The 12505-nt window shown below is 72.9% G+C and carries 8 protein-coding genes and 1 pseudogene; 4 read left to right on the top strand and 5 right to left on the bottom strand.

What is annotated here, in order from left to right; translation table 11 throughout:
* The 3 genes and pseudogenes from CCL05_RS12620 to CCL05_RS12630 all read right to left on the bottom strand — a co-directional run.
* A pseudogene (locus tag CCL05_RS12620) lies at window positions 1-390 on the bottom strand (transcription-repair coupling factor); the annotation flags it as partial.
* A gap of 322 nt (window positions 391-712) precedes the next feature.
* A complete protein-coding gene (locus tag CCL05_RS12625; RefSeq protein WP_086560602.1) occupies window positions 713-3292 on the bottom strand; it encodes an ABC transporter permease in 2580 nt (859 codons plus the stop codon).
* Complete coding sequence (locus CCL05_RS12630) at window positions 3289-4077, bottom strand: ABC transporter ATP-binding protein (protein WP_086560603.1); 789 nt, start codon at window positions 4075-4077, stop codon at window positions 3289-3291. The genes CCL05_RS12625 and CCL05_RS12630 overlap by 4 nt, the downstream gene beginning before the upstream one ends.
* 441 nt (window positions 4078-4518) lie before the next feature.
* Between CCL05_RS12630 and CCL05_RS12635 the strand changes: the two genes are divergently transcribed.
* From CCL05_RS12635 to CCL05_RS12650, 4 genes are all read left to right on the top strand, one after another.
* Complete coding sequence (locus CCL05_RS12635) at window positions 4519-6012, top strand: MFS transporter (protein WP_086560604.1); 1494 nt, start codon at window positions 4519-4521, stop codon at window positions 6010-6012.
* A 20-nt stretch (window positions 6013-6032) separates the two neighbouring features.
* Window positions 6033-6587, top strand: coding sequence for a GNAT family N-acetyltransferase (locus CCL05_RS12640; protein ID WP_086560605.1), 555 nt, complete (start codon window positions 6033-6035; stop codon window positions 6585-6587).
* 132 nt (window positions 6588-6719) lie between these two features.
* Complete coding sequence (locus tag CCL05_RS12645; protein ID WP_086560606.1) at window positions 6720-7166, top strand: DUF485 domain-containing protein; 447 nt, start codon at window positions 6720-6722, stop codon at window positions 7164-7166.
* Complete coding sequence (locus CCL05_RS12650) at window positions 7163-8776, top strand: sodium/solute symporter (RefSeq protein WP_086560607.1); 1614 nt, start codon at window positions 7163-7165, stop codon at window positions 8774-8776. Before CCL05_RS12645 ends, CCL05_RS12650 begins: the two co-directional genes overlap by 4 nt.
* 410 nt (window positions 8777-9186) lie before the next feature.
* Here the strand turns inward: CCL05_RS12650 and CCL05_RS12655 are convergent, their stop codons facing one another.
* Both CCL05_RS12655 and CCL05_RS12660 read right to left on the bottom strand, forming a co-directional pair.
* Entirely contained in the window at window positions 9187-10074 is an 888-nt protein-coding gene (locus CCL05_RS12655) for a cellulose-binding protein (protein WP_086560608.1), read from the bottom strand.
* 143 nt (window positions 10075-10217) lie between these two features.
* Window positions 10218-12505: SUKH-4 family immunity protein (locus CCL05_RS12660; protein ID WP_086560609.1), on the bottom strand; the 2288-nt coding region annotated here is incomplete at its 5' end.

Genomic DNA, 12505 nt, shown 5'->3' on the forward strand with positions numbered 1-12505 from the left:
CGCCCCGACGACCCCGAGACCGGCCCGGTCTCCGTCGTCGTGGCGGGGGTGGGCCAGGCGGCGCAGCACGGCCAGGCGGCGGCCGACGGTGTCGCTGCGGGGGCTGAGCCGCTCGTGCGGGAGCGTCTCCCAGGACGGGTACTCCACGATCCCCTCCGGCGGGAGGAGGGAGCGCAGGGCCGCGGCCAGGTCCTCCGCCTCGCGGCCCGTCGCCGTCACCGCCAGCACCGGGCGGCCCGTGTCGCGGGCCAGGGCGGCGACCGCGAAGGGGCGGGCCGCAGGGGGACCGACCAGGTCGACATGCATGCGGTTGCCGTCTGCGGCCGCGTTGATCGCTTCCGCGAGGGCGGCGTCCTTGGTTACGGCGTCGAGCAGACCGTGCAGGCTCATTCGGGGATTTTTCCGTCCAGGGGTGGGCAACACGACGGGCCCGACGCGCGCCGCGGGCCGGGGGTCTCCAGCGTACGACGCTGCGCGGCTGGGCGGCGGGCCTGTGGACAACGCCCCGACTGTGAGGTGCTCGGCGTCAGTGTCCTGGCCCACGAGGGCCCCGCCCCCTGGACCCCGGTGCCTGTGCCCGCCCGCCGCCCGAATCGGTCGAACAGGAAGCCGGGCTCGCGGGTCGCAACAGCACCCGGCGCCGGGAAGTCGTGGACTCCCCGGCGCCGGTTCCTCCGCAACCCCCGTGTGCGGTGGTTCTCGGTGGGACCGACTACTCCGTCGCGATCGCGTTCAGGACGTTCATCCGGCCCGCCCGGAACGCCGGGACGAGTGCCGCGAACAGCCCCACGAACGCCGAGCTGACGAAGACGCCGATGATCGTCGGCCAGGGGATCTCCAGGACGCCGAGGCCCTCCAGGGAGAGGAGCTGCTGTGCGGTGGCGCCCCAGCCCATGCCCAGTCCGAGGCCCAGCAGGGCGCCGAAGAGGGCGATGACGACCGACTCCATGCGGATCATGCGGCGCAGCTGACGGCGGGAGAGGCCGATCGCCCGCATCAGGCCGATCTCCCGGGTGCGCTCCACCACCGACAGGGCCAGGGTGTTCACCACGCCCAGGATGGCGACGATGATCGCCAGGGCCAGCAGGCCGTAGATCATGTTGAGCAGCTGGCCGATCTGGTCCTTCAGGGCATCCTTGTAGTCGGTCTGGTCGCGCACGGTGTACTGCGGGTAGTCGTGCAGCGCCGACTTCAGGGACGTGTAGGCGGCGTCCTGCTGCCCGTCCTTGGCGCTGGCGAAGAGCAGGGAGTCCAGCGGCATCTTGTCCGCCGGGACGTACTTGGCCATCGTGCCGATGGACGTGTACATCGCGCCCGCGTCGATCACGACGTCACTGCTGGTGATCGCCCGGACCGTCAGGCCGGCCGTGGAGCCGTCCTTGAAAGCGACCTTGATCTTGGAGCCGAGGCTGATGCCGTGGTCCTTGGCGAACTTCTCGTGGACGGACATCGAGTCGGGCTTGTAGGCGTCGGGCAGCTTGCCGGCGACCGTCTCGGTGCGCAGGTCGGTCGCGTACGACGGGTCGGCCGCCGTGATCGCCGTGTCCTTGAGCGTCTTGCCGTCGGGGGTGGTGAAGTCGGCCTTGGTCCACTTGTACTCGGTGACCCGCTCCACGTCCGGTGCGGACTTCGCGGCCTTGACGGCCTGCGGGGTGATCAGCTGGCCGCTGTCGGACTGGACGATGAAGTCCGCGCCGACGGTCTTGTCGAGCTGGTCGGTGGCGGAGGCCACCATGGAGGAGCCGACCACGGACAGGCAGGCCACCAGGGCGAGGCCGATCATCAGCGCGGCGCCCGTCGCGCCGGTGCGGCGCGGGTTGCGCAGGGCGTTGCGCTCGGCCATGCGGCCGACGGGGCCGAACATCCGCAGCAGGACGGCGCCGAGGACCCGGACCACGCCGCCGGCGAGCAGCGGGCCGATGACGACGAAGCCGATCAGCGACAGCACCACGCCGAGACCGAGCCACAGCGAGCCCTCGGTGGCCTTGTCGGCCTGTGCCGTCAGGTACAGGGCGGCACAGCCGGCGCCGGTGAGGACCGTGCCGATCACACCGCGGATCCAGCCGGCCCGGGCGTCCGCGGGGGCTCCCGCGTCGCGCAGCGCGGCCATCGGGGAGATCTTGCCGGCGCGCCGGGCGGGCAGGTAGGCGGCCAGGACGGTGACCACCACGCCCAGGACGAGTCCGACCACCGGGGTCGTCCAGGCCACGGTCAGGTCGTCGGTGGACAGATCCATGCCCATCTGGCCCATGAGCTTCATCAGGCCGACCGCGAGGCCGACGCCCGCGCCCACGCCCAGCACCGATCCGACGACGCCGAGCAGCAGCGCCTCGGCCAGCACGGAGCGGTTGACCTGCTTGCGGGAGGAGCCGATCGCCCGCATCAGGCCGATCTCGCGGGTGCGCTGGGCGACCAGCATCGAGAAGGTGTTGATGATCAGGAAGATGCCGACGAGGAAGGCGATCCCGGCGAAGCCGAGCATCGCGTACTTCATGACGTTCATGAAGCCGGAGACGCTCTTCTGGTTGGCGTCGGCGGTCTCCTTGGCGGTCTGCACCTGGAAGCCGGAGCCCAGTTCGGCCGAGACGTTCTTCTTCAGCTGCGCGTCGCTGACGCCGGAGGCCGCGGTGACGTTGACGTTGGTGTACACGCCGCTCTCGCCGACCAGGGCCTGCTGGGCGGTTTTGGTGTCGAGGTAGAAGATCGCCGCGCCGGGGTTGGTGACGGTGAAGTCGGCGATGCCGGAGATCTTCGCGGTGTGCGTGCCGACGGCGCTGATCACGCCGATCTCGTCGCCGAGCTTCAGGTCGTGCTTGTCGGCGGTGTCGGCGTCGACCATGATCTGGTCGGCGCTCTCGGGGGCCGCACCGGAGGTGATCTTCATGGTGCGGGCTTCGTTGCTGTTCCAGCCGCCGACGATCGTCGGGGCGCCGCTGGAGGGCGACAGGTTGTCCTTGTCGGCGTCCACGACGGTCACGGAGGTGGAGAACACCGCGCCCTCGGCGGACTTCACGCCCTGTGCCTTGCGGACCTCGGCCAGCACGGAGGCCGGCATGACCGGCGGCTTGCCGTTGTCGGCGGTGGTCTCACCGGTGTCGGAGGCGCCCTTGGCGCTCACCGTCACGTCGGAGGACGTGGCCGCGAAGAGCTTGTCGAACGTCGTGGACATGGTGTCCGTGAAGACGAGCGTGCCGCAGACGAAGGCCACCGACAGCAGGACGGCGATCGCGGAGAGCGCCATACGCCCCTTGTGCGCGAAGAAGTTGCGCATCGAGGTCTTCATGACGGTCATGACGTGCGCCCCCGGGCGTCGAAGTCCTTCATGCGGTCGAGGACGGCCTCCGCGGTCGGCTTGTGCATCTCGTCGACGATGCGGCCGTCGGCGAGGTAGAGCACACGGTCCGCGTAACTGGCGGCGACCGGGTCGTGCGTGACCATCACGATGGTCTGGCCCAGTTCGTCCACGGACCGCCGCAGGAAGCCGAGCACCTCGGCGCCGGCGCGCGAGTCGAGGTTTCCGGTCGGCTCGTCCCCGAAGATGATCTCGGGCCGGGCCGCCAGCGCCCGCGCCACGGCGACGCGCTGCTGCTGGCCGCCGGAGAGCTGGGTGGGCCGGTGCTTCAGCCGGTCGGCGAGCCCGACGGTCTCCACGACCCGCGCCAGCCACTGCTTGTCCGGCTTGCGGCCCGCGATGTCCATGGGCAGCGTGATGTTCTCTATCGCGTTCAGCGTCGGCAGCAGGTTGAACGCCTGGAAGATGAACCCGATCCGGTCCCGGCGCAGCTGCGTGAGCTTCTTGTCCTTCAGGCCGGTGATCTCGGTCTCGTCGAGGTAGATCTGCCCCTCGGTCACGGTGTCGAGCCCGGCGAGGCAGTGCATGAGCGTGGACTTGCCGGACCCCGAGGGGCCCATGATCGCGGTGAACTGGCCGCGTGCGATGTCCACGTCGACGTGGTCGAGCGCGACGACGCGGGTCTCACCGGTCCCGTACGCCTTCACGACCTGCCGCGCCCGCGCGGCAACGGCCGTACGCCCTCCAGTACCCCCGTGCCTGGGAATGGTCACAGCCGAAGTCACGGTATGTCTCCTATATCGGTCAGCAGATGGTGAAGGCGGTCGCCTGAATCGACAGCCGCTGGTACGCGAGGCCGGACGGCGAATCCGTCCGACGCGTTTCAGTCTCGCGGCGGGGAGGGGTCCCGCGCCCTGGTGCTCAGCGCAGTCTTTCCCTGTGGAAAACCCCACCCCCGCCGGTGTGCACAACCGCCCCCCGGCGGCATAAAGCCAGGTTAAGGACCGCCCCCGCGCGTCTCGTCCTCCGCCGGTACGAACCCTCCCCAGGTCGTAGTACGGAGGTACCCCTAGGGGCAGTCCACCGAAGGGTGGAGGCCGCCTCAGGGTTCGCTCCACCCTGCGGCCCGTCCAGGCTCCACCCTCCCGCTACGTCAGGCTCAAGTGCGAAGCTGTCCGGCGGCAGGTAGGTGCAAGGGGCAGGCGGACACGAGGGGGAGGACCGGGGTGGGCAGCACCAGTTCCGCGGCGCGTGAGGCCGCACGTCCCGCCGCGACGGGCCGGCGCGGAGCGGTCGTCGCCGCGCTCATGCTCTCGATGGCGCTGGCGGCGCTCGACGCCACCATCGTCTCGACCGCGGTCCCGCAGATCGTCGGGGACCTCGGCGGTTTCTCCGTCTTCTCCTGGCTGTTCTCCGGCTATCTGCTGGCCGTGACCGTCACCCTGCCCGTCTACGGCAAGCTCTCCGACACCTTCGGCCGCAAACCGGTCCTCGTCGCGGGCTCCGTGGTCTTCCTCGTCGGCTCCCTGCTGTGCGCGCTGGCCTGGAACATGGGGGCGCTCATCGCGTTCCGCATCGTGCAGGGGCTGGGCGGCGGCGCGCTCCAGGGCACCGTGCAGACGCTCGCCGCCGACCTCTACCCGCTGAAGGACCGTCCCAGGATCCAGTCGAAGCTGTCCACGGTGTGGGCGGTCTCGGCGGTCGCCGGCCCGGGTCTCGGCGGTGTGCTCGCCGCCTACGCGGACTGGCGCTGGATCTTCCTGGTCAACCTGCCGATCGGCGCGGTCGCGCTGTGGCTGATCGTCCGTCACCTCCACGAGCCGCAGCGGGAAAGCGGCGGGCACGCGCGCGTGGACTGGGCCGGCGCGCTCGCGGTATTCGCCTGCGGCGGTGTGCTGCTCACGGCCCTGGTGCAGGGCGGGGTGGCGTGGCCGTGGCTGTCGGCGCCCTCCCTCGCCCTGTTCGCCGCGGGACTTGTCCTGGTCGCGGTCGTGGTGCTGGTGGAGCGCCGGGCGGCGGAGCCGATCATCCCGGGGTGGGTGTGGCGGCGCCGTACGATCGCCGCGGTCAATCTGGCCCTGGGCGCGCTGGGCCTGCTGATGGTCGCGCCGTCGGTGTTCCTGCCCACCTACGCCCAGTCGGTGCTGGGCCTGGCGCCCGTGGCCGCCGGATTCGTGCTCTCCGTATGGACGTTGAGCTGGCCCGTATCGGCGGCCCTGAGCCAGCACGTGTACCGCAGGATCGGCTTCCGCAACACCGCGATGCTGGGCATCGGAGCGGCCGCGCTGATCCTGTTCGCGTTCCCCTTCCTGCCGTACCCCGGGCAGGCCTGGCAGCCGACCCTGCTGATGCTGCTGCTCGGTGCCGCACTGGGCCTGTTCCAGTTGCCGCTGATCGTCGGCGTGCAGTCGACGGTGGGCTGGGCGGAGCGCGGCACGACCACCGCGTCCGTGCTGTTCTGCCGCCAGACGGGCCAGACGGTCGGCGCGGCGGTCTTCGGCGCGGTCGCCAACGGGGTGCTGGCCGCCCGGCTCGGCGGTGCGGGCGACCTCGACTCGGTGACCCGGGCCCTCGACGCGGGCACCGCGCCGGAGGCGACCCGGCGGGCCATCGCCGAGGCCGTACACGCCGTCTACCTGGGCGCCTCCTGCGCGGCGGCACTGGCGTTCCTGGTGCTGCTGTTCCTCGCGCCCCGGAAATTCCCGGTGCTGGGGGACTGACGGTACGTATCCTCCCGCCCATGCTGACCTTGGAACCGCTCCGGCCCGATCACGCGGACGCCGTGCTGGCCTTCGAGCGGGAGAACCGGGCGTACTTCGCCCGCACGGTGCCGGACCGCGGGGACGCCTACTTCACGGCGGAGGGGTTCGCCGAACGCCACCGGGCGCTCCTCGCGGAGCAGGACGCGGGCGTGTGCCGCTTCCATGTCGTCCTGGACGAGGAGGGGAACCTGGTCGGCCGGGTCAACCTGCTCGACCTGGCGGACGGTTGCGCCGAACTCGGCTACCGGGTGGGCGAACGGGCCGCGGGCCGGGGCGTGGCGACGGCGGCCGTCGCGCAGCTGTGCCGCCTGGCCGCCACCGGCTACGGGCTGAACTCCCTCACCGCGAGGACCACCCTGGACAACCGGGCCTCCATGACGGTCCTGGCCCGCAACGGCTTCACACCCGTCGAGGACACCACCGTGGGCGGCCGGCCCGGACGCCGTTTCCTACGGCGGAACTTGGCCTCCGCGCCACCGGCACCTCCGGCGAACACGGTTCAGCGCGAGCAACACCCGAGGTCACAAAGGTAAGCGCATACCGACCAATCAGTTTGCCGAAACCCTCGCGCAGCCCGGGTACTCCGAAGTAACGTGCGGGGCCGCCCGCCCCCCACCTCCCTGCGGTCCGCCGCACCGGATCCGACCCGCGCAAGGAGCACCGGGATGTCCTACGACCCACCGCCACCGTCCTACCCGTACCGCCCGCCGGATGCCTCCCCCTCCTACGACACCTACCCCTGGGTGCCGCAGCAGCCGCCCCGGACCCCCGAACCGGCCGGCAGGCGTCCCCAGCGCCACACCGCGCTCGGGCACCACAGCGACCTGCGGGTGCTGCGCAGCGCCTACCGCCGGCAGCGGCGCGTGGCCACGCTCACCGCGCTCGGCTACTTCGTCCTGTTCCTGATCCTGTCGGCGTTCGCCCCGTCGTTCATGACGAGCACCGTCACCGACGGCCTGCCCACCGGTCTGCTGCTCGCGCTCGTCCAGGTCCCCGTGACCTGGCTGGCGATCGTCCTGTACGAGCGGACGGCTCGCCGCCGCGTCGACCCGATCGCGGACCGGATACGCAAGCAGGCCGAACTGGACGCCAGGCGGGAGGGAAGCCGGTGACCACCGAGTTCAGCGGAAACGCCCAGTCGATGTCGCTCGTGGGCTTCACGGCGGTGGCCACGGTCACGCTCCTGCTGTGCGTGATGACGGGCCCGGACCGGGACGACCTCGACGAGTTCTACACCGGCTACAGCTCCCTGTCCCCCATGCGCAACGGCCTGGCGATCGCCGGCGACTACATCTCCGCCGCGACCGTCCTCGGCACGGGCGGCGTGATCGCCCTGTTCGGCTACGACGGGACCGTACTGGCCCTCAGTACGGCACTGTCCCTGATGCTGCTGATGTTCCTGCTGGCCGAACCGCTGCGCAACGCGGGCCGGTTCACCATGGGCGACGCGCTGACCCGCCGTATGCCGGGACGCGGCGTGCGGATCGCGGCCTGCGCGGTGACCCTGGCGGCGCTGCTGCCGCTGATGGTGGTGCAGTTGGCGGGGACCGGGCAGCTGATGGCGTTCGTCCTCGGCTTCTCCGGCGAGTCGTTGCAGACGGGCTGCATCATCGGCGTGGGCGCCCTGATGATCAGTTACGCGGCGATCGGCGGGATGAAGGGCACCGCCCTCATCCAGATCCTGAAGATCGTGATGCTGCTCGGCTCCGGCATGGTGGTCGCCGTGCTGATCCTCAACCGGTTCGGCTGGGACCCGGGGGCCCTGTTCGACGCGGCCGCCGCGCACAGCGGCGTGGGCAAGGCGTTCCTCTCCTCGGGGCTCCAGTTCGCGGGCGGCCCCAGCCCCGACCTGGACATGATCACCGCGCAGCTGACGGTCGTCCTCGGGGGCGGCGTGCTGCCGCACGTCACCATGCGCATGTACACCGCCTCCAGCGCCCGGCAGGTGCGGCGTTCGATGTCCTGGGCGGTGTCGGGCGTGGCCCTGTTCGTGCTGATCATCACGGTCGTCGGCTTCGGCGCGACCGCGCTGGTCGGCCGGGCCGTGATCGCGCAGGTCGACCCGCAGGGCAACACGGCGTATCTGCTGGGTTCGCAGGCGGCGTTCGGCGCGGACGTGTCGTCGGCGGAGACGTTCCTGTTCACGACCGTCACCACGGCGGTCTTCCTCACGCTGCTCGCCTCGGTCGCCGGGATGATCCTCGCCTGCGCCAACTCCCTCGCGCACGACGTGTTCGCGGCCCGGGTACGGGAGATGTCACCCCGCCGCGAGATGACGCTGGCCCGCCTCTCCGCACTGGCGGTGGGCATCCCGGCGATCCTCCTGGCCACGCTCGTCCAGCATCGCAGCCTGCAACCCCTGGTGACGCTGTCGTTCTGCCTGGGCGCCTCGGCCATCGCGCCCGCGCTGGTCTACAGCCTCTTCTGGCGCCGCTTCACACGAACGGGCCTGCTGAGCACCCTCATCGGCGGCTCGCTGGCGGTCCTGCTGCTGATGCCGGGCACCAACCTGGTCTCCGGCTCGCCCGTCTCCGCCTTCCCCGACGCCGACTTCAACTGGTTCCCGTTCACCACCACGGGCCTGCTCTCCATCCCCCTGGGCTTCGCCTGCGGCTGGCTGGGCACACTGGCCTCCGGCCGCCGCAAGTCGGAGGAACAGCGCCACGAGTACGAGGCGGTGGAGGCCGGGATCCTGGCAGGCGCGGCCCGCAGGGACCACTGACCCGGAGGGCAGGACGGCAGGCGCCGGACGGTGGTCGGCGACGCCCCGCCGACGTCGCGCAGAAGCGACGGCCAGCGGAGGTCAGGCGACAGCGTCGACGATGCGCGTCAGCCAGGCGGCGGCACCGACACGCAGCCGCCGGCCGGTGCTCGGCGACGCCCCGCGACGCCAGGGAGAAGCGACGGCCAACGGGCGGGCGGCAGGCGACAGCGTCGGCCACGCGCCGGTCGTCAACCGGTACCGGGCGATGCACGCCGGTCGGCCGATCGCCCGCGGCGGTGCCACCAGCAGGCGTCGGCCGGTGGTCGCGGCCGTGTCGGCGGGTGCGGTGGACGGACGGCGTGCCTGGGTGCGGCGGCCGCATGTCAACCGGCCGCCGCGCCGCCCCCCACAACGCCGCACGCCTCGCCTCACTCCGCCTCCGCCCGGCCCGCCCACGCCGCAAGGCCGGCGTGTACGCGGTCGATGTGTGCCCGTGCGGCGTCCCCGCGCTCGGCGTGCTCGCGCAGCACTTCTCGCGTCTCCCGCTCGACGGACTCCGCGTGGCCGCGGGCCTCGGCGAGGAGCTCCGCGGCGCGCGCGGCCGCCTCGTCCTGCTGGTCCCGGGCGGAGTCCTCGGCATCGGCGAGGGCCTGCTCGGCCTCGGTCAGCGCGTCCTCGGCGTGCGTCACCGCTTCCGCGTGGCGGGCGTCCAGCGCGGCTGCCCGGGCGGCATCCTCCTCGTCCCACTCCGCCCACCGCTCGGCGTGTTCCTTGGCCTGATCGGCCAGCATCCCGGAGGTGCGCTGCCGCATCTCCCGCACCGCGGCCAGCGCCTCGCCCCGCTGCTCGGCCGCCTCACGACCCGCCGCGGCCCGGATCTCGTCCGCCTCGGCGTGCGCCGCGAGCAGCCGCTGCCGGGCGCGTTCGTCGGCGTCGGCGCGTACGGCATCGGCGGACGCCTGCGCGGACTCGCGCACGCCGGCCGCGGACGCGCTCGCCTCGTCCACAAGGTGCCGCGCCTCTTGCCGCGCCCCCTCCCGCACGGCCGCCGCTTCCTCCCGGCCGAGTTCGAAGAGCCGCCGCGCCCGCTCCCCGAGCGACTCGTAGGTCTGCGGGGCCAGCTGCGCGACGGCCTCCCGCAGCCGTTCCAGCTCCGCGTCCATCTGCCGGGCCAGCACCGTCAGCCGGGCGGCTCTCTCCCAGGCCGCGTCACGGTCGTCGGAGAGGGCCTCGGCGTACTCGTCGACCTGCTCGGGACGGTAACCGCGTCCCCGCACGGCTGTGAAGCCATGCGGGGACGCCGATGCGCTGCTCATGCTGGAGCCCCTCTCCGCCACGCCGACGCGCGATCGAGCACGAAACGGGATGATTTCGCGCACATCTTGGCGGATCAGACGGAAGTGTCCCTCACACGACACTCCGCACCAGGGTCACTCAAAAACGCCTCAGCGGCGACGCGTCACAGCAGCCCGTCCCACATCTGCTCCAGCAGCACCGACCACCAGCTCTCCGGCGACCCGAGCGCCGCCGGGTCGAGCGCGGCCAACTGCGCCTGGAAGTCGACGGTCCAACGGCCCGCCTGCTCCTGGTTCAGCCCGAACCGCAGCCGCCACATCCGCCCGAGCAGCGCCAGACAGCGCGCGAACTCCGGCAACCCGGTGTTCACGAACTGCGGCGGTACGGGCGCCCCGCCCGGCCCCGCCTCCACCGGCACGGCGACGATGTTCGCCGTGCCGTACTGCACGCAGATCGCCTTGCCGAAGTCGCTGCCCATCACCAGGTAGGAACCCGCGTCCGGAGCCGGCTGCACACCGCGTTCGGCCGCCAGCTCCGCCAGCGTCGGCACCGGCCGGCCCGGCTGCGCCTGCGCCCAGAAGAAGGGGCCCATGTCCATCGGCAGGCCCGCCGCCACCAGCGTGTGCGCCACGACCGGCGGCACACCCTGCCGGGACACGGCGGCCTGCTCGAACCGGAACACCCCCGGCCCGAACGCGGCACCCAGCTCCTGCGCGATGGCCTCCGGCGGAATCGGCGGCACCGCCTGCACCGGCGGCAACGGCGCCCGCACCGGAGCCGGCCGCGCCGGGCCGTCCGCCACCTGGTGCAACTCGCCCTGATGGGCCAGCAGTTGCTGCATGCCCTGCTGCCGGCTCGCGTGGTCCGTACCGTACGGAGCGATGCTCGTGATCCGCGCCTGCGGCCACTGCTCCCGGATCATCCGCGCGCAGTACGCACCCGGCAGCTCGCACGACTCCAGCTCGGTGTGCAGCTCCAGCACCTGGTCCGGCGGCACGTTCATGGCCCGCAGCTCGTGGAAGATCTGCCACTCCGGGTGCGGCGTACCCGGCGCCGAACGCCGGATCAGCTGCTGCTCGGACCCGTCCTGCGCGCGATAGCGCAGCACGGCCTGGTAGCCGGGCCCGACCGTCGGCTGCCCGGTGGGCTGCGGCGGATAGCCGTACGCCGGAGGCTGCCCCGGGGCCGGCTGACCGGGCGGCGGCATCGCGCCGGGCGGCATCCCACCCGGGGGCATCGGGCCGGGCGGCATGGGGCCGGGCGGCATCCCGCCCTGCGGCATCCCACCGGGCGGCGGCATCGGCGGCGCCCCGGGTACGCCCGGCGCGCCCGGGGCGGCCGGTGGTGCGCCGGGGGCCTGCGGCGGCGGAGGCACGCCGGGGCCGCCCGCCGGAGGCGTGGCCAGCATGGTCTCCGCGTGGTGCACGGGACCCGGGCCGCCGGGAGCACCCGGGGCACCAGGAGGCTGGGGGGCTCCAGGCCCGCCGGGCGCACCAGGCACGCCCGGAGGAGCCGGAGGCCCGGGAGGCTGCGGCGCACCCGGGGCGCCGCGACCGGGGTCGGCCAGCATCGTCGCGGCATGGTGGACACCACCCGGAGGCGTACCACCGGGAGCGCCGGGCGGATTCGGAGCGCCCGGAGGCTGCGGCGCACCGGGCTGGTTCGGCGCACCGGGCTGGTTCGGGGCACCAGGCGGATTCGGCGCACCAGGAGGACCCGGCGGCTGCTGGGGAGGCAGCGGCGCACCGGCGCCCTCGCTTCCCGGGTTCCCAGGCCCCGCAGGCCCCCCGGGCCCCTCCGGCCCGAGCGCCGACACGAGCTGCGTAGGCACGTAACCACCCGCGGGCGTACCCGGCGCCCCGGGCCCCGACGGCGGAGGCGTACTGCCCGGCCGCGCACCCGGCGTCCCGGGAGCACCCGGCGGAGGCGGCGTCGTCGGACCCGCACCCCGGCCACGACCGGGCGGCGGAGTCGCCTTGCTGGTCGCGGCGTCGGCGATGTCCCCGGCGTTCGGCGCGAGCGGCCGCGCCGGCGCACCTGGCCCGGCCGGCGGCTGCGGCACACCGGCAGGACCGGCAGGACCAGCGGGACCGGCAGGACCGGCAGGACCGGCAGGATCGTCGATCGCCGGTGAGACCGCCGTCGGCGGAAGCTGGCTGCCGCCCGACATCAGCGCCGTCTTGGCGTCGGGCGTCGTCGGCGGCGGCGTCTCACCGTCCGCCTCGCTCAGCGGCGGTGCGAAGACCGTCGCGGGCAGCGGTACGGAACGGTCGTCACCGGCATCGCCGTTGGTGTCCGTACCGGCCCAGGGCGTAGCCCCGGCCGGCGCACCCGGCACCCCCGCCCCCGCGGGGTCACTCCCCGAGTCGCTCCCCACGGCAGCAGGCCACGACGCACCGGAAGCGGAATCACCACCAGAAACAGAAGATGCAGAAGCCGACGCGGCACCCG

Origin of the sequence: Streptomyces africanus (genome assembly GCF_002150735.1) — a bacterium.
GTDB lineage: Bacteria > Actinomycetota > Actinomycetes > Streptomycetales > Streptomycetaceae > Streptomyces > Streptomyces africanus.